The organism is Paenibacillus sp. FSL H7-689, assembly GCF_000517905.1.
Taxonomy (GTDB): Bacteria; Bacillota; Bacilli; order Paenibacillales; family Paenibacillaceae; genus Paenibacillus; species Paenibacillus amylolyticus.
In genome coordinates, this window is record NZ_ASPU01000028.1 from 36,560 (window position 1) to 54,348 (window position 17,789).

Sequence of the window (17,789 nt, forward strand, 5' to 3'; positions counted from 1 at the left end):
CTTTTTCGAACTTGTCTGAGAGTAAATTTGTAGTTTTTGAACAATGAAAGGAGCATGATCATGGCAAAACCTGCATTCAAAGATGCACCTTTACGTAGTGAAATAGAGGATTTGGCTAAGCAACAGGATCACCATACATTGGCTTGTTGGGCTGCGGAGTGTGCGGCACGTGTCTTGTATATATTTGAGAAGAAGACGGAGGATCTCCGGGCCCATGATGCCATTGATGCAGGAAGAGGTTGGATCCGTGGAGAGATTGCCATGGTTGATGCACGAAAGGCGGCTTTTGCAGCTCATGCTGCTGCACGGGAAGCCGATCATGTCGCTGCCTCTGCTGCCTCTCGTGCGGCGGGACACGCAGCTGCAACGGCCCATGTCAAAGGCCATGCGGTACATGCCGCAACCTATGCAGTGAAAGCTATCTTTTATGACTCTTTGATGGAAGAACAAGAACGTCGTGTCTTGGAAGAGAGAACGTGGCAATATCAATATCTGTTGGGAGGATGTAATGATCATGGGGAAAGAACACGTTAGATTAATTAAACCATCAAAAGCCTATAAGGATGCGTATTTGGCATTTTATGAAGACTGGGTCAGAAGTGGAGAATTGATGGTTCCTTGGGTCATTTCCAAAGATCCTTATGCGTTCGATGAGATGTTGACGTTTTTGCAGCGCAATGAACAAGGGATTGACATCCCGGAGGGCTGGGTCAAAGACAGTACATACTGGCTGGTCACGGAGAGTCAACAAATCGTGGGTGCCGTCAATATAAGGCACGAGCTTAACGACAAATTGTTCAACAGTGGAGGGCATATTGGATATGGTATTCGTCCAGGAGAGCGGCACAATGGCTATGGTTCCGAAATTCTCAGGCTTTCTTTGGAGAAAACGAGAGAGCTTGGAATCACTAAAGTATTGATCGTATGCGATGCGGTTAATGAGCCTTCCAGAAGGGTTATCCTTCGAAATGGTGGCATTCGGGATGAAGACTATGTGGAGTCCAATGGCAACGTTGTTGAACGATTCTGGATAGAGAATGTCGAATAATGCAGAATAATGATGAAATAAAACGAAAATAATATGGATTATGATTGTATTACCCTCGTGTGCTGATTAAAATGAAGCATAGAATCTGGATTGCGGCCGGAAACTATCATCCCATATCAGGCACAAGTGAGGTTATCTTTATGAATCAACCGGTTAATCGGCCCCGGCGAATTGAGTATCTGGATCTCTATCGTGCTTTTGCCATCATGGCAGTGGTAGCTATTCATGCGACTTCAACAGCAGTTGCGCATTACCCCAAGCATACATTAGATCATGATGTGTATTATTTCTGGAACACGTTTTTGCAATTTGCCGTTCCAGCGTTTCTGTTCCTGTCCTCCCTGGTCTTGTTCTACAACTACAGATCCAAGGTGAATGAGAAGGGTTGGATGCTCGCTTTTTATAAGAAGCGTTTATTTAATGTATTTGTACCCTATGTGGTGTGGTCCCTTATCTATTTTGCCATTAAACAGTTGCTTGCGGGCAAAGAACCTTTGACCCATAGTGTTCAATTTGCTAAACAATTAGTGATGGGAACCGCTCATACGCACTTGTACTTTTTTCTGATTATTCTTCAATTCTATATCGTTTTTCCGTGGCTTCTGTCCCTTACACGCCATCGTTTGTTTAATCATTATTTGCCATTATTCTTTATTGCGGGCCAAGCGATCTTCTATGCACTACATTTGCAGTTTCACTTCGAACGGACAGGAAGTTTGTTACCCAGTTATCTGATCGTGATTGGATTTGGCGCATGGGTTGGGTTGAACTTTGAGTGGGCATTGAGCAAACTGTATACTCACCGTTATGTGCTCATAGCTGCGTTGTTAGGTGGAGGTGCCATTTTTATATATGGTAATGCTTATATCAAAACCACTTTTGCTGCATACCCGCTTATTACCTATACCGTGCTGTTCCTGTTCCGTAATCTGTTTACCTTGTCAGCCTGCTTGCTCCTGTTGATCTTTAGTGAACGAATCGGCACAGGAAAACATACCGAGGTTCGTAAAGCTACTCGTATTCTGGACTCCTTGGGTACAGTTGCGTTCGGTGTATTTTTAATGCATCCACTCGTATTGCTCTTCTGGAGACGTGAATTCACAGATGACCTGGCTCGCCACTTCAGCGTGGGCATCATACTATCTTATATTGTGGCGCTCCTGATCTCATGGATCTGTGCGATGGGTTTGCGCCGGATGAAGTGGGGATGGGTACTGATTGGACGTTAAGTTAAAATAAACATATTTCATTTAAGATAAGAGTTTTCAAGCCCTCACCCGTTGAGGGAATCACTTGAAACCTCTTTTTTATTTGCCCTAAAGAAGGTATTATAGAGTTTAATGTCCATAAAATTGAATTAATGGAATGAACACCACCTTGTCAGGAGTGATCAAATGAAATTGGTGATTATTTTTGGTCCGCAGGCTGTGGGCAAAATGACGGTTGGGCAAGAACTGGAGAAGATAACAAAGCTTAAATTGTTTCATAACCATATGACGATTGAATTGGTGTCTCCTTTCTTCAGCTATGGCACACCACAAGGCAAAAGACTGGTAAGTCTGTTCCGTCAGGAGATTTTCGAAGAAGTGGCAAAGAGTGACCTGCCGGGTTTAATTTTCACATTTGTGTGGGCATTTGACCTGAAGCAAGACGGAGAGTACATTCGTCAAATCAGCGAGTTATTCGAATCTAATGGAGGACAGGTCTGTTATGTGGAACTGGAGGCTGATGCATCAGAAAGACTGGAGCGTAACAAGAGTCCGCATCGGCTGCTGCATAAGCCAACAAAGCGAGACATCGCGTGGTCTGAGCGAGATTTGCTTGATACGATGAAGCTATATCGATTGAATTCGGAACCGGGAGAAATCAAGCATGAGCACTACATACGGATTGATAACACCCACAAGAGTCCGGATGAAGTGGCCCAGTTAATCCAGGAACGCTTTAATTTGTAATCTGAGAAACGTCTAACTTAGCAGATAAGTTACTTTATATGAGAGGGGCACTACATCATGTACTTTGTTATATTTTTGCTCATAGGACTTGTTCTATGTTATCTGATCCCATTCGGTCCGATTTTGGCTGGGGGCATTGTTTTCGCACTTGTGATAGATCATTACCGTCAGACGATGCATATGCGTGAAGATATCCGGGATATTAAGAATCACCTGGGCCTAATGAACAAAGGCGAGGCGCAGGAGTACGAAATGGATAAAGAATACACTCAAGTCGATCGTTTGGATTCAGAAGAAATGGACATGATTAATCGAAAAATTGAAGCAGACCTGGAGAAAGACAACAAAAACAATAAACCGTGAATTCCTGTAAAATAATTCTTGATTTGCTCACTCCTGTGAGTATATTTACCTAGATCAGGAGTCATGCTAATTCGATATTAACTTTTTGTTGCACTGTGTAGAAATTTGTAATAATATGAGGGAAGCGCGTACAACATATCGGGTTGTAACTGTTGAATCAGGCAAAGCCGTATACCTTGAGAAAAGGGATTGGTTTGTCTTTTTCTGTATATTGGAGTGATAAAGTGAAAATCGAGAAGGTGCTGAACAATAATGCTGTAGTTGCAATGAATGACGAGCAGGAAGTTATTATCATTGGCCGGGGGATTGCTTATCAGAAGCGGGCGGGTGATATGGTTTCCGAGCAGCATATCGACAAGATATTTACTTTACAGAATGAAGATATTCAGGAAAACTTCAAGGCATTAATCTCAAGCATTCCTCTGGAATACATGAAAGTATCCGAGGAAATCATCGCTTACGCCAAATTAAAACTTGGCAAGAAATTAAATGAGAGCATTTACTTACATCTCACAGACCATATTCACTTTGCCATTGAGCGGTATCGCAAGAATCTGCCTATACGCAACGGCTTAATCTGGGAGACAAAGCAGTTATACAAAGAGGAATATGAAGTCGGAATGGAAGCGCTCAATATGATCTGTGATCAATTTGGTGTGATCTTGCCCGAGGACGAAGCCGGTTTTATGGCACTTCACTTTGTCAATGCAGCTTTGAACGAAGAAATGCCCAACATCAAGAGTATGACGCAGGTCATGCAGGAAATCTTGACAATCATCAAGTATCATTTCAAGATTGATTTTGATGAGAACTCACTGACATTTTATCGCTTTGTGACGCATTTGAAGTTTTTCGCCCAACGTTTGGTTAAGGGAAAACATTACAAGAGCAACAACGATGATGAATTGTTCCTGATGATTCAGAAAAAGTATCCAGCAGCGCACAAGTGCTCGGAGAAAATCAAGAAATTCATTGAAAGCAACTACACGTATCAACTAACTGACGAAGAATTGATGTACTTAACGATTCATATTGAGAGAGTTGTGAATGCAACTTCTGAATAATCCCATAGATCAGCTTGCAGGGTTGCAACCACTAGGGCAAAACCTGAACGCTTGAATGACTGAACATACCGTTAACCGGGTGTTCCATACATTCAGTGTTCAGGTTTTTTTATTCTCTCCAATATGCTTTGAATCCGTGTCTAGCCAGAAAGGAAGAAAAGACTTCATGAAACACGAGCAATTAGCCAAAGACATTCTGTCTGGCGTTGGTGGAAAACAGAACATTAACAGCGTGGTGCACTGTGCGACCAGACTTCGTCTCAAATTAAAAAATGACAATAATGCCAAAACAGACGAACTCAAAAATCTGCCTGGAATCATAACGGTAATGCAAAGCGGGGGGCAATACCAGGTAGTTGTGGGTAACGAAGTGTCTGATGTTTATAAAGCCTTGTTACAGGTGGGTAATATGAATGCGGATGAACCGGTCTCAAGTGATTCAGAATCTTCCGGTAAAAAGGAGAGTCTCTTGGGTCAGTTTATTGACTTGATCTCAGGTGTCTTTACACCAATTCTCGGATTGCTAGCTGCAACAGGGATGATCAAAGGTTTCCTGTCCATGTTTACTTCTCTCGAATGGCTGGACCCGGCTTCAGGAACATATCAATTGTTGAATGCTGCAGGAGACTGTCTGTTCTACTTCTTCCCGATCTTCCTGGGTTACACAGCTATGAAAAAATTCGGTGGATCTCCATTCCTCGGGATGGCCATCGGAGCATCACTAGTATATCCGACCTTATCTGGTCTTAGTGGTGGGGAACCGCTCTATACGCTGTTTGCAGGCACATTGTTTGAATCACCGATTCATATCACGTTCCTGGGTATTCCCGTTATCTTGATGAGTTATTCCTCATCCGTCATTCCGATTATTATTGCTGCTTATTTTGGAGCAAAGGTAGAAGCGTTCTTCAAAAAGATCATTCCATCTGTTGTGAGAACGTTCCTCACGCCATTCTTTACAATTCTGATTGTTGTCCCTGTAACATTCCTCTTGATTGGTCCAATTGCGACATGGGCAAGTCAGCTGATTGGTGCCGGGGTATCGGGCATCTATGACTTGAGTCCGTTGGTAACCGGTATTGTTGTTGGTGGATTGTGGCAAGTGTTGGTGATCTTCGGGTTACACTGGGGTATCGTACCAATCATGCTGCTTAATCTGTCCACACTGAAAGCAGATCCGATTCTGGCTATGATGTTTGCTGCTTCCTTTGCTCAGATTGGTGCCGTTCTTGGCGTTATGCTTAAAACGAAAAATACCAAACTCAAATCACTGGGTGTTCCTGCCTTTGTGTCCGGGATTTTTGGTGTAACTGAGCCTGCTATTTATGGTCTTACTTTGCCATTGAAGAAACCATTTATTATGAGTTGTATTGCTTCTGCAACCGCTGGTGGTATTATTGGCTTCGCTGGCTCCAAAATGTTTGTATTTGCTTCAGGAATCTTTGGTGTTCCAGCGCTGATTAGTCCCACAGAGGGAATCAACTATGAATTCTGGATGGCCATGATTGCCACTATCATTGCTTTTGTACTAGGTTTTGTTCTCGTTTATTTTGTAGGATTCAAAGATCCTGCTAATCCAGAGGCTGCCAAACAGGCTCCAGAGCCAGTAAAAGAAGAGAAGGCTGCACTTGAGCCTAATCCAAACAATCGCTACGAAATTGCCAGCCCGATGACGGGTGAGGTGGTTCCTTTGCAAGAAATTAATGATGCTACATTTGCTGGTGAACATATGGGTAAAGGGATCGCTATTCGCCCAACCAGTGGGAGAGTTGTATCCCCGATTAATGGTGTGGTACAGACGATTTATCGTACCAAACATGCAATTGGTCTTGTAGATGATCAAGGTGTAGAGATTCTGATCCATATCGGTCAGGATACAGTACAGCTCAAAGGTCAACATTTCACTGCACATGTGAAAGATGGGGATCGTGTGAGTGTTGGCGATCTGATCGTTGAATTTGATCTGCAGGCCATTATTGAGGCGGGTTATGAGACCGTAACACCGATTATTGTAACGAATACGGCTGATTATTTGGACGTGGTTGCAACAACAAGTCGTGAAGTGCAAGAAAAGGATAAATTGGTTACGGTTATAGGTTAATTCTGCTTTAGTGCGAATTTTATTAATCTGAACATTAGCTTTATAGAGACCACTTTGATGTTTTCGAAGTGGTCTCTTTTTTTCATTTTCGGTCACTAAAATGTATTTGTGAAATTAATAAAAATAAGTGTTGCAAACGTAGTTCAGATGTACTATGATGAGTTCAAGAAGTAAGCGCATACATTGATCGGGTTGTAACTGTTCAATCAGGCAATGCCGACCACCCTCAGTTCAGAGGGTATGGAATGTAACTTACTTTCGTTTTCCAAATAATTAAATACCAATGTGTACAGCCTTACAGGGTTGCAACCGTTAAGGGCAAAACCTGAATTGCTGAATAACACGACTGATTTCCGGACGATCCGGTATGTTGTGTATGTTCAGTGGTTCAGGTTTTATTTGTTTCAAAAGTCATGGGGAGTCTACTTAGAGAGGGAGAATTACAATGAGCAACTACGATCAATTAGCTAAGGACATTCTGTCACGTGTAGGTGGTCGCGAGAACGTAAACAGTGTATTCCATTGCGTAACAAGACTGCGGTTCAAACTGAAAAATGAAAGCGTAGCCAAAACGGAAGAACTTAAAAATCTGCCAGGTGTTATTACCGTCATGCAAAGTGGTGGACAATATCAAGTTGTTATCGGCAACGAAGTGCCGGATGTATATAAAGCAGTCGTTAAAGTAGGGAATTTCCCAAGTGAAGGACAAGTGGAAGAGGAAACGGACAACTCAGGCAAAAAAGTAGGGTTGTTCAGCCGATTTATCGACATGATCTCCGGTGTGTTCACACCACTACTCGGTTTGCTGGCTGCCACAGGTATGATCAAAGGTTTTAACGAGATGTTTGTAGCCTTTGGCTGGATAACTCAGGATTCCGGAACGTATCAATTATTGAAAGCAACGGGGGACTGTCTGTTCTACTTCTTCCCGATCTTCCTGGGTTACACTGCAATCAAGAAGTTTGGCGGTTCACCGTTCCTGGGTATGGCGATAGGTGCATCTCTTGTTTATCCGACATTGGGCGGTCTTAAGGCAGGAGATCCACTGTACACCTTGTTTACAGGTACATTGTTTGAATCACCTATCCACATTACGTTCCTGGGTATTCCGGTTATCTTGATGGACTACGCTTCATCGGTTATCCCAATCATTATAGCGACATTTGTTGCTGTAAAACTAGAAAGATTCTTCAAGAACGTTATTCCGAAAGTGGTAAGCACATTCCTTGTTCCCTTTTTCACCTTGCTTGTAATTGTTCCAGCGACTTTTTTGGTCATTGGTCCAATCTCCACATGGGCAGGACAATTGATTGGCGCGGGAGCTACTAATATTTATGAATTAAGTCCTATTGTTACAGGATTGATTATCGGTGGACTATGGCAAGTGTTTGTATTATTCGGACTTCACTGGGGACTGGTTCCGGTTGCATTATTGAATCTTAGTACGTCAGGCGCTGATCCGGTTATCGCAATGTCATTTGCTGCTTCTTTTGCTCAAATCGGTGCTGTACTTGCCGTATTACTCAAAACAAAAAATACGAAAATAAAAACACTCAGTGTACCAGCATTTATCTCCGGTATATTTGGAGTAACAGAGCCTGCGATCTATGGTGTTACGCTTCCATTGAAAAAACCTTTTATTATGAGTTGTATTGCTGGGGGGATTGGAGGCGGTATTCTCGGTTATGCAGGTTCGAAGATATACATGATTGGCGGACTTGGCGTATTCGGTTATCCAACTTTTATTAATAAAGAAACAGGATTAGACTTCGCGTTCTACATGGCTATAGTTGCTTCATTGATTGCATTCGTTCTTGGTTTCGTATTGACGTATGTGGTTGGATTCAAAGATCCGGTAGAAAAAGTAGCTGCACCTGCACCAGTACTTGATCCAAATCCGAACAGCAGATACGAAATTGTAAGCCCAATGGCTGGTGAAGTTGTTGCACTGAACGAAATTAATGACGTAACGTTTGCAGGAGAGCACATGGGTAAAGGGATTGCAATTCGTCCAACCAGTGGTAGAGTGGTATCTCCAATCACAGGTGTCGTTCAAACCGTATATCGTACCAAACACGCCATTGGTCTTGTAAGCGATGATGGTGTAGAGATGCTGATCCATATTGGACAGGATACGGTCAAGCTGAAAGGTCAACATTTTACAACCCATGTGAAAGATGGAGACCGTGTTAACGCAGGTGACCTGATTGTTGAGTTTGATCTGCAAGCGATTAAGGATGCAGGATATGAGACGGTTACACCGATCATTGTCACTAATACTTCAAATTATCTGGACGTTGTAGGAACAAAAGATGCATCCGTTCATGAGAAAGATAAATTGATCACGGTATTAAGCTAATTCTAACTAAGGATGGTTAAGGAGGAACTCCTCGATGAATGAAAAGTTTACAGCCTTCCCGGAGAATTTTCTCTGGGGAGGAGCAACCGCAGCGAATCAATTGGAAGGTGCTTATCTGGAAGGTGGCAAAGGTTTAACAACGGTAGATCTGATTCCGATTGGTGCCAATCGATGGAATATTGCTCTGGGTAACCTGGATTCGTATGAACCAAAAACAGGGGAATTCTATCCTTCACATGAAGCCATTGACTTCTATCATCGATATAAGGAAGATATTGCGTTATTTGCAGAAATGGGATTTAAGTGCCTCAGGCTTTCCATAGCCTGGGCACGGATTTTCCCTAATGGTGATGAAGCGGAGCCAAACGAAGCAGGCTTGCAATTTTATGATGATGTCTTTGATGAGTTATTAAAATACAACATTGAACCTGTCGTGACGATCTGCCATTTCGATGTACCTGTACATCTGGTCGAGTCTTACGGCGGTTGGAAGAATCGTAAGATGATTGGTTTCTTTGAGAAATATGCGACGACGCTTTTCAATCGATACAAGAATAAAGTGAAATACTGGATGACGTTTAATGAAATCAATATGTTGCTGCATCTCCCGTACATTGGAGCGGGTATTGTTCTGCAGGATGGTGAAAACAAAGATCAGGTTCTGTATCAGGCAGCACATCATGAATTGGTAGCGAGTGCACTTGCTGTTAAGGCTTGTCATGAGATCATTCCGGGTGCACAGATTGGTTGTATGTTAGCCGCTGGAATGGTGTATCCATACAGCTCTAATCCGGATGATGTATGGAAAGCCATGGAGAAAGATCGCGAATCATTCTTCTTCATCGACGTGCAGTCGAAGGGAGCATATCCGGGTTATACAAAAAGATTTTTCAGGGAAAATGACATTCAGATTGAAATGCAACCTGAAGATGCAGAGATCTTGATGCAGAACACAGTCGACTATATCGGTTTTAGCTATTACGCAAGCCGGTGCACCAGTACGGACCCTGAGATTTTGAAAGATTCGACAGAAGGCAATGTATTTGGTTCAGTAAAGAACCCTTATCTGCAAGCTTCCGAGTGGGGGTGGACCATTGATCCTAAGGGGCTTCGAATTACGCTTAATCAACTGCATGACCGCTATGGCAAACCTTTGTTTATCGTAGAAAATGGACTTGGAGCAACCGATGTGTTGTTAGACAATGACTCCGTAGAAGATGATTATCGCATCGAATATTTGAATAGTCATTTTGCCGAGATGGCTGAAGCGATTCAAGACGGTGTAGAGCTCATAGGTTACACAAGCTGGGGACCGATCGACCTGGTCAGTGCGGGTACCGGAGAGATGAAGAAACGTTACGGCTATATCTATGTAGACAGAAATAATGATGGTACGGGCACACTTCGCAGACTGAAAAAGAAGAGTTTTCACTGGTACAAAGATGTCATTGCGAGTAATGGCGCACAATATTTCTGATACAAGATGTCCGACGCTATAGAATAAACAAAGAGCAGTCTCGTTATTATGGGATTGCTCTTTGTTTATGAGGGGATGAATTTGACCCATGATGTGGCTTTCAGATATAATAAAGAAATGAAGAGAATCTTGTCACTTAAGAAGGGAGGAGCATCCACTCATGAAGAAAAAATCACTTGCGTTTATATCTTCGGGATATGGATACTCCACTGCTGTCTTTTTCTAGAATCTATTCCAAGGGTGAAGTCTGCCCAAAATCGGAAGAAAACTAGGAAATAACGCAGAAAAATCTTAAGAATGATGAGGTAATCCAAATGAATATTGACAAAATTACTAGAAAAAATCCAGAAAATATGCCAGCTCCTGTAGGTCAGTACACGCATATTACAAGAATCCCGAGGAATGCAGAGTTATTTGTGACTTCGGGTCAAATTGGAGCAGATCAGAATGGACTCTTTCCAGAGAGTCTGAATGAGCAAGTCACTAATACATTTAATAATATTAAAACAGTGCTCGAATCTGAGCGCTTAGATGCTGAACATATTATCAAAGTGAACGTATGGGCAACCGAGGAAATCGATTGGGATTTCTTATATGCCGAGTGGGGACAATTATTTAGTACGGATTATCCTGCAATGACGATTGGATATATTACGGCGTTAGGTCTACCAGAGATTAAAATTGAAATAGAGCTTTGGGCAGCAAAAGTGTAACATCGAATACTTTTTAACCGAACGAAGGAGCATCTTACTTACAGATGTCCCTTCGTTTTTTATTTGTGAAAAATGGAAAGGATATGCCTGTGTGCAATCATGAGCGATAGTAGGTGGTGTATTATGGCACCTGCAAGCTCTGATAAGCATTCAGTCGACCATATGTCCAGTAGATCCCGGAGCCTGATACCGGATCAGAAGCGAAACACAGCGCGTCCCGAATCTGAGCATTTGTTTTCCCTTGTGCAGCGAGAAGTGCAGCCACTCCAGCCACATGAGGGGTAGCCATGGATGTCCCGCTAAGGTAGGCATAGGAACCACCCAGGTATGTGGATAGAATGGTATCACCCGGTGCAGCCATATCCACCCAGGAACCATAGTTGGAGAAATTGGATTTGAGATCGGAAGGGTTGGTTGAAGCGACAGCAATCACATTGGGATACGATGCGGGTACGATTGGGAATGAAGTGTTATCGTTACCGGCTGCGGCAATAATCACAGCTCCTCGATCCCAAGCATACTGTACGGCAGCTTGAAGGAAAGCATTTCCCATCGGCCCACCAAGGCTCAGGTTAACAACCTTTACACCGTTGTTGGCAGCAAAGACAAGCCCATTACCGACATTACCTATCGTTCCTTGCCCCTTGTTATCCAGTACCCGGAGCGGAACGATGGATGCGAGTGGAGCAGCGCCTGCGATGCCCACACCATTGTTGGTAACGGAGGCAGCGATCCCAGCTACATGGGTGCCGTGGCCGTTCCCGTCCTCAGGAATGTTATCATAATCAACATAATCATAACCGGGGAGGAGCTTGGAGGCCAATTCTGGATGATTCAGCTGTACACCGGTATCGATAATGGCGATTTTGACAGAGCTGTTACTCTGCGTAATATCCCATGCAGCGGGTGCATTGATTTTGGACAGGTTATACTGATAAGGAAAGAAAGGGTCATTAGGAGTGAAGGAAGCCTCAACGAGGTAATTCGGCTCTGCATGTTCAATAAGCTCATGATCTTTGTAATGTTTCAGCATCCGGTGCATTTTTTTGCGGGATTCCACACGGTACCATCCTAAATCTTCATAGGTCTCAGCGACCTTACATCTCCCTTTTTTGTGAAGGGTATGCATCTCATCCTCGGTTGTACCTTCCTTGAATTTGACGAAGAGCTGCTTGGGAGCGTGCGGATGAAACTTGCTCTCGGCAAGTTGGTCCAGATAACGATACATGAACCCGATTACTAGCAAAATGAAAACAAAAATACCTAACCATAACCACATGAGCGTTTATCCCTCCAATATGATTTGTGACACGCCTTATCGTATGCGAACTCTATCAGACTGCGCGGGCACTCTTGCAATTTGGATAGTAGTGTAGATAGATTGATAGGAAGGGATAAATTCGGTAAGATGATATGAAGAGAGCCGCTTTGGCATGAACAAGATTTAAGGCAGGGCCGAGAGGTAACTCCTAAATACAGAGGATAAGGAATGTGGTTTTATTGACACAACTTCAGAGTATACCGACAGTCACACCAGTTCAGGTACACCAGATTCATGACGCCATTGATTTTGCCATGCGTGTACGCAGAGAAGTGTTTCCGATGATGGATCATACGAAATTGCCTGTGGACTTCGAGCAGTTCAGAGAACATTATCTGCACTCCGATGGTTCGATCTTTCTTGTTGCAATGATGGAGGATGCGGGCATCGTCGGTTCTATTGGAATATTACCTTATGATGGACGTATCGAAGCTGTGGAAGGTCGATATGCAGCTCGATCGGCTGCCGAAATAGTAAAATGTTATGTAGATCCCGCGTATCGTAGGTTTGGCATTGGCTCGATGTTGATGAACGAACTGGAGAGCGTGGTAAAGGATATGCACTATACGACGCTGTATTTGCATACACATCGCTTCTTGGCAGGAGCCGTAGATTTCTGGAAACGCCAAGGGTTTACGGTTATTGCTGAGCAGGATGATGATTGGCAAACCGTACATATGGACAAGTTGGCATGTAAGTGACCATTGGAATTTATTGAAGAGAAATGACATTATGATGGTAAAATGGGGGAGATCTATCCATATATTCAAGTCTGATTGAGAAACTGGAGCATACCGAGGTTATACGCTGGTTCCCGAATCATCAAGTTCAAGAGAGCTGGATTACCGAAATTGAACAGGAGTTGGGCTTTCCGTTACCTCCGTCCTATCGCTGGTGGCTTCTGAATTATGGTATAGCGATGTTAAGTGGAACCGGAATTCTGACCATATCGCCTCCAGAACACCGAGAGTATGCGGACACTGATATTTTGTATAGATACCGACTTGCCGACGAAGACGCGAAGAAGGAAGGGAAGCTGGAACTGTTTGTACCGGACGAAGATGAATATTACTATTTTGACACGCGGACGGCAGATCACCTTGGAGAGTACAAAGTGATGCGTTTGGATTACTTTAATGGGGAACCTGAAGTATACGCGGATTCTTTTGCCGAATTTTTGGAGAAGTTGATCGATCAGCGAACACCACGGAATAGGTAATTTTGTAAAAGGAAAATGCCTGTCGGCACTCGCTCGGTTAGACATAGACAACATACATGATGGGGGCTAGGCAGATGAACGAAACGAAGCGAAAAATTGTTTTTATTGATATTGATGGCACATTGGTCGACGATGATGGAAACATTCCGTTGTCAGCACAGAAGGCTTGTAAACAGGCCAGAGAGAACGGACATCTGCTCTATTTATGTACTGGCCGATCCAAAGCAGAAATTTATGATTCCATCTGGGATGTCGGATTCGATGGTCTGATTGGTGCAGGTGGGGGTTATGTGGAGTTTGGCAAGGACGTGTTATATCACAAAAGGGTAACAGCGGAAGATGTTCGACATATGGTCGATTTCTTTAATGAAAATGGCATTGACTTCTACCTTGAATCCAATTCGGCATTGTATGCGAGTAGCAATCTTCAACCTCACCTGGAACGCCGTATCTATGGCGATGTGGAGAATGACCCTGTAGCCAGAGAGAAGAAGGAGCTGAAACCGCACCCGTTTATTGCCGGATTAACGTATGGAGAGGCCGACCTGTACAAGGATGATGTCAACAAAGTATGTTTCTTGGAGAGCTCAGCCATCCCGTTTGAGCGGATCAAGCAAGAGTTTGAAGGGAAATTCGAAGTCATTCAGTGCACTGTGCCGATCTTTGGTGAGGGAAGTGGTGAACTGATGATCCCTGGCATTCACAAAGCCATTGCGATCGCCGATCTGCTGAAGCATCTGGGCATGTCCCAAGAAGATACATTTGCCATCGGTGATGGCATGAATGATGCCGAGATGTTGGAATTTTGTAACATCGGAATTGCCATGGGTAATGCGAAGCCTGGACTGAAAGCCATTGCAGATGATATTACTGGAACAGTTGAGGAAGATGGATTGTATCATAGTTTTGTGAAGTATGGATTGATCACTTGATAAAGAAATGAGGCAATCTGGAAAACAGTTAATACGTACACCCTTTGTCCCAAACCTTATTTTAGACCCTGCATATATTATTGCAGGGTCTTTTTTTGGTTTAAAACAGATCAATTTATATTTTTACAAAAGGGTTCTAATCAAACCATAACATCTAAGTGAAGGAGAGAATCGAAATGGCCATTCTATCAACCGGACCTATCGAGAATAATGCCGTCAGTGATGTACGGCCAACACAACAAGTTACCGTTAAAATTGATAACAGGAATTCTCTGGATGGATCCGTTGTTTTGATACAAGGGTATAATCTGACCTCTACGAGGACTTTATATGTCAGCGAGCAGATTTCAATTGATCCGGATCAGGTAGTGACAAGAACTTATTTTGCCAATCTTGATGCATTTGAATTTGTCTTTGCAGTTGAAGGTGTAGCTATAGAGCAGACAGAGATTTCCGTGTGGGGCAAAAATGAAAACGGTCAGCTTGTTGCTGCACATCGATTAGTTTCTTCCGAACTTGAAATAGAGGGGGATAATACGTCAGTCAACCGCATATATGTAGCCAATTTTAATAGTAACGATGTTTCCGTCATTAATGGCGCTACGAATACGGTGATTGCTACCATTCCTGTGGGGACGAATCCTGCAGGGATTGATGTCAATCCATTAACGAGTCGTATTTATGTTGCGAACAGAAGCAGTAATACCATTTCCGTCATTAATAGTATAACCAACGCAGTGATTGCTTCTGTTCCGGTTGGGAGCGAGCCAAGTGACATAGGGGTCGATATAGCGACCAATGCTATTTATACGGCAAATTTTAATTCATTGGACACAACTGAAGATATAACCGTCATTGATGGATTAACTAACACGGTGATTGATGCGATCACTATTCCGGGGCTCAATTTTTTAACTGGAGTAGGTGTCAATTCCTTAACCAATCGCATCTATGCAGCTAATTTTAATTCTGATACGGTGTCTGTGGTCGATGGAGAAACGAATACGGTGATTGCTACAATCCCCGTTCAGGTCAATCCATTCCGTGTAGGTGTCAATCTAGCCACCAACCGTATTTATGTATCGAATTTAACCAGTAATACGGTTTCCGTTATTGATGGATTGACGAATACCGTCATTGATACCATTCCGGTCGGCGTTACGCCAGCTGAAGTAGCGGTTAATACCTCCACAAACGCCATTTACGTACCCAATCGAGACACGGATAATGTTTCAGTAATTAGTGGATTAACAAATACCGTGATTACTACTGTTCCGGTCGGGAATAATCCAAACGGAGCGGGCGCCAATCCGTTAACTAATCGAGTTTATATAAGCAATCAAGATGACAATACCATTTCTGTGATCGATGGCGAAACAAATACGGTGATTGCTACTATTCCGGTGGGGGCACGTCCGTTCGCAGTAGGTGTAAATCCGTAGAAAGGTGAGGGGATTTGGATGAAAGAAGTTATAACGGCATCAGACTTAATGGAGCAGCTGATCACCATGAACAAAGAAAATTCTGTATGCCAAGTTAGGATTCCAGGTAAGGGGATGTATGTAATTGTATTACAGGACGATTATTCAACTGTGCGATCTTCAGATCGGATGTTGAGTGATACAGAGAACGAAGCGAGCGAAAAAATCGGATCTGAAATAAAGAGGAATCCTTTTCTCTGAGGATAAGGGGAATGGCGAGTCTTGAATGATCAGATTAGAACAAAACAGGCATCTCCTCAATGGAGGTGTCTATTTGTATAGTACTCAGACTACAGACAAGATCCAGTAAAGAACAGCACTTAATGTTCCAATATAGAGGCCAACAGGGAGCCAAAAAAGAATGACGAATTTTTTTCCGTTCATAGAAATAGATGCCCCTCCTTTTGACTTTGTTATTGCATAACTCCTAATGAAAGTTTATTATAAATTTGCAAACAAGGAATTTATTGGTTTATGTTTGTCGAAGTGCATGAAATATAAAGTAGATACATGGAGGATGCTGGATGAGTAATGTAGCTCTGTTGTTTCCTGGGCAAGGTTCTCAGATGGTTGGGATGGGTAGAGACTTTTGGAATAACTTCGATGTGGCTAAGAAGTTATTTGAAGAAGCCAGTGATGCCATTTCTTTCGATTTGAGAAAGTTATGTTTTGAAGGTAGCATGGCTGATTTGACAATGACGATGAATGCTCAGCCTGCACTTTTGACTGTTAGTGTCATAGCATATCAGGTGTATATGCAAGAAATAGGGATGGAACCCGCTTATTTGGCTGGGCATAGTTTGGGAGAATATTCGGCTCTGGTCTGCGCAGGTGTTCTATCATTTCATGATGCCATTAAACTGGTAAGACAACGAGGTATCATTATGCACAATGCAGACCCGGATCAGAAAGGTACCATGGCCGCCATTTCAGGTATTCATTTAGATACACTTCAAAACATATGCGAACAAGTTTCCACGATCGAGCGTCCTGCTTGTGTGGCTTGTGTGAACGCTGACCAGCAGTTTGTCATTTCGGGACATCGGCACTCTATACAAGAAATTATTAAAAGGACAGAAGCCCTGAGAACGAAACATTCGTATATCAATGTAAGTGGTCCCTATCATTCTCCCATGATGCAAACCGCAGCAGAACAATTCAAAGTTGAATTGGATCAATATCAATATGCCCATGCAAAATACCCGGTTATTTCCAACGTTACAGCAGCACCCTATGAGTCTGATCGATCTGTCGTGGATTATTTAACCATGCAGATGACGATGCCTGTAAGATGGTTAGAGTCGATGAACTATTTGATTAAACAGGGAGTCACTGAAGTTGTAGAGTTGGGCTCTAAACATGTGTTAGTTAGTCTTATGAGTAAAATAACGAAGCGTATTGTACCGTACTCGCTAAGTCAGCCTTCCGATTTACTAATGCTTACAAATACACAAGAAAGGAAAAATAAACGGTTAACGATTCTTAAAAAGTTGTTATCAGAACTAATAGTAACGGCACTCATTTCACGGAATTATAACCCAGATTCGATATCATATGCCAAAACGGTTGAGCCATTATTTCACCAATTACAACGGGCAAAGGAACAAGTAAACAACAATGAATGTGAACTTAGTGAAGAAGAGATAAATGATGCTCTACAGGTATGTCATTCCATTATTATTGCAAAAAAAATTCCATTGGATGGAACCGCGTTGATTGATGCAATCTAGTACCCGATCTGTTCTTTTGCAAGATC

At 42.8% G+C, this 17,789-nt stretch carries 17 protein-coding genes; 16 read left to right on the plus strand and 1 reads right to left on the minus strand.

Annotation, left to right across the window (positions count from 1 at the left end):
• Nucleotides 1–60 precede the first annotated feature (60 nt).
• The 10 genes from C170_RS19870 to C170_RS19920 all read left to right on the plus strand — a co-directional run bounded on the left by C170_RS19870 (nucleotide 61) and on the right by C170_RS19920 (nucleotide 11,080).
• Entirely contained in the window at nucleotides 61–534 is a 474-nt protein-coding gene (locus C170_RS19870; protein ID WP_051447313.1) for a putative immunity protein, read from the plus strand.
• A complete protein-coding gene (locus C170_RS19875) occupies nucleotides 509–1,048 on the plus strand; it encodes a GNAT family N-acetyltransferase (RefSeq protein ID WP_036613478.1) in 540 nt (179 codons plus the stop codon). The genes C170_RS19870 and C170_RS19875 overlap by 26 nt, the downstream gene beginning before the upstream one ends.
• A 140-nt stretch (nucleotides 1,049–1,188) precedes the next feature.
• Nucleotides 1,189–2,277 (plus strand): acyltransferase, encoded by a 1,089-nt coding sequence (locus tag C170_RS19880; RefSeq protein ID WP_036613480.1) that lies wholly within the window; start codon nucleotides 1,189–1,191, stop codon nucleotides 2,275–2,277.
• A gap of 165 nt (nucleotides 2,278–2,442) precedes the next feature.
• Nucleotides 2,443–3,003, plus strand: a complete 561-nt coding sequence (locus tag C170_RS19885; protein ID WP_036613482.1) for an AAA family ATPase — start codon at nucleotides 2,443–2,445, stop codon at nucleotides 3,001–3,003.
• A gap of 57 nt (nucleotides 3,004–3,060) precedes the next feature.
• Complete coding sequence (locus tag C170_RS19890; protein ID WP_036613484.1) at nucleotides 3,061–3,366, plus strand: hypothetical protein; 306 nt, start codon at nucleotides 3,061–3,063, stop codon at nucleotides 3,364–3,366.
• 224 nt (nucleotides 3,367–3,590) lie between these two features.
• Entirely contained in the window at nucleotides 3,591–4,430 is an 840-nt protein-coding gene (gene licT / locus C170_RS19895; RefSeq protein ID WP_036613486.1) for a BglG family transcription antiterminator LicT, read from the plus strand.
• Between the two features lie 166 nt (nucleotides 4,431–4,596).
• Nucleotides 4,597–6,531, plus strand: coding sequence for a beta-glucoside-specific PTS transporter subunit IIABC (locus tag C170_RS19900; RefSeq protein ID WP_036613488.1), 1,935 nt, complete (start codon nucleotides 4,597–4,599; stop codon nucleotides 6,529–6,531).
• 445 nt (nucleotides 6,532–6,976) lie between these two features.
• Nucleotides 6,977–8,890 carry a beta-glucoside-specific PTS transporter subunit IIABC gene (locus tag C170_RS19905; protein WP_036613489.1) on the plus strand — a complete coding sequence of 638 codons (1,914 nt, stop codon included), beginning with the start codon at nucleotides 6,977–6,979 and terminating at the stop codon, nucleotides 8,888–8,890.
• Nucleotides 8,891–8,924: 34 nt separating this feature from the next.
• Nucleotides 8,925–10,367, plus strand: a complete 1,443-nt coding sequence (locus C170_RS19910; RefSeq protein WP_036613491.1) for a 6-phospho-beta-glucosidase — start codon at nucleotides 8,925–8,927, stop codon at nucleotides 10,365–10,367.
• A gap of 314 nt (nucleotides 10,368–10,681) precedes the next feature.
• Nucleotides 10,682–11,080 carry a RidA family protein gene (locus C170_RS19920; protein WP_036613496.1) on the plus strand — a complete coding sequence of 133 codons (399 nt, stop codon included), beginning with the start codon at nucleotides 10,682–10,684 and terminating at the stop codon, nucleotides 11,078–11,080.
• A 121-nt stretch (nucleotides 11,081–11,201) separates the two neighbouring features.
• On the opposite strand, the gene C170_RS19925 is transcribed toward C170_RS19920, so the two are convergent.
• Complete coding sequence (locus C170_RS19925) at nucleotides 11,202–12,359, minus strand: S8 family peptidase (protein WP_036613498.1); 1,158 nt, start codon at nucleotides 12,357–12,359, stop codon at nucleotides 11,202–11,204.
• A gap of 221 nt (nucleotides 12,360–12,580) precedes the next feature.
• On the opposite strand from C170_RS19925, the gene C170_RS19930 reads away from it, so the two are divergent.
• The 6 genes from C170_RS19930 to fabD all read left to right on the plus strand — a co-directional run bounded on the left by C170_RS19930 (nucleotide 12,581) and on the right by fabD (nucleotide 17,763).
• Nucleotides 12,581–13,102, plus strand: coding sequence for a GNAT family N-acetyltransferase (locus C170_RS19930; protein ID WP_051447314.1), 522 nt, complete (start codon nucleotides 12,581–12,583; stop codon nucleotides 13,100–13,102).
• A gap of 74 nt (nucleotides 13,103–13,176) precedes the next feature.
• A complete protein-coding gene (locus C170_RS19935; RefSeq protein ID WP_268748591.1) occupies nucleotides 13,177–13,620 on the plus strand; it encodes an SMI1/KNR4 family protein in 444 nt (147 codons plus the stop codon).
• 74 nt (nucleotides 13,621–13,694) lie between these two features.
• Nucleotides 13,695–14,552, plus strand: coding sequence for a Cof-type HAD-IIB family hydrolase (locus C170_RS19940; RefSeq protein WP_036613500.1), 858 nt, complete (start codon nucleotides 13,695–13,697; stop codon nucleotides 14,550–14,552).
• Nucleotides 14,553–14,728: 176 nt separating this feature from the next.
• Nucleotides 14,729–15,994: a YncE family protein gene (locus C170_RS19945; protein ID WP_036613502.1), complete on the plus strand. Its 1,266-nt coding sequence runs from the start codon at nucleotides 14,729–14,731 to the stop codon at nucleotides 15,992–15,994.
• Between the two features lie 18 nt (nucleotides 15,995–16,012).
• Nucleotides 16,013–16,234, plus strand: a complete 222-nt coding sequence (locus tag C170_RS19950) for a hypothetical protein (protein ID WP_036613504.1) — start codon at nucleotides 16,013–16,015, stop codon at nucleotides 16,232–16,234.
• 323 nt (nucleotides 16,235–16,557) lie between these two features.
• Nucleotides 16,558–17,763 carry an ACP S-malonyltransferase gene (gene fabD / locus C170_RS19955; protein WP_036613506.1) on the plus strand — a complete coding sequence of 402 codons (1,206 nt, stop codon included), beginning with the start codon at nucleotides 16,558–16,560 and terminating at the stop codon, nucleotides 17,761–17,763.
• Nucleotides 17,764–17,789: the final 26 nt, after the last annotated feature.

Bases quoted from the DNA above. Each gene is read 5' to 3' on its own strand.
- C170_RS19870 (WP_051447313.1), top strand. From the start codon at position 61: ATGGCAAAACCTGCATTCAAAGATGCACCTTTACGTAGTGAAATAGAG.
- C170_RS19875 (WP_036613478.1), top strand. From the start codon at position 509: ATGATCATGGGGAAAGAACACGTTAGATTAATTAAACCATCAAAAGCC.
- C170_RS19880 (WP_036613480.1), top strand. From the start codon at position 1,189: ATGAATCAACCGGTTAATCGGCCCCGGCGAATTGAGTATCTGGATCTC.
- C170_RS19885 (WP_036613482.1), top strand. From the start codon at position 2,443: ATGAAATTGGTGATTATTTTTGGTCCGCAGGCTGTGGGCAAAATGACG.
- C170_RS19890 (WP_036613484.1), top strand. From the start codon at position 3,061: ATGTACTTTGTTATATTTTTGCTCATAGGACTTGTTCTATGTTATCTG.
- C170_RS19900 (WP_036613488.1), top strand. From the start codon at position 4,597: ATGAAACACGAGCAATTAGCCAAAGACATTCTGTCTGGCGTTGGTGGA.
- C170_RS19905 (WP_036613489.1), top strand. From the start codon at position 6,977: ATGAGCAACTACGATCAATTAGCTAAGGACATTCTGTCACGTGTAGGT.
- C170_RS19910 (WP_036613491.1), top strand. From the start codon at position 8,925: ATGAATGAAAAGTTTACAGCCTTCCCGGAGAATTTTCTCTGGGGAGGA.
- C170_RS19920 (WP_036613496.1), top strand. From the start codon at position 10,682: ATGAATATTGACAAAATTACTAGAAAAAATCCAGAAAATATGCCAGCT.
- C170_RS19925 (WP_036613498.1), bottom strand. From the start codon at position 12,359: ATGTGGTTATGGTTAGGTATTTTTGTTTTCATTTTGCTAGTAATCGGG.
- C170_RS19940 (WP_036613500.1), top strand. From the start codon at position 13,695: ATGAACGAAACGAAGCGAAAAATTGTTTTTATTGATATTGATGGCACA.
- C170_RS19945 (WP_036613502.1), top strand. From the start codon at position 14,729: ATGGCCATTCTATCAACCGGACCTATCGAGAATAATGCCGTCAGTGAT.
- C170_RS19950 (WP_036613504.1), top strand. From the start codon at position 16,013: ATGAAAGAAGTTATAACGGCATCAGACTTAATGGAGCAGCTGATCACC.
- fabD (WP_036613506.1), top strand. From the start codon at position 16,558: ATGAGTAATGTAGCTCTGTTGTTTCCTGGGCAAGGTTCTCAGATGGTT.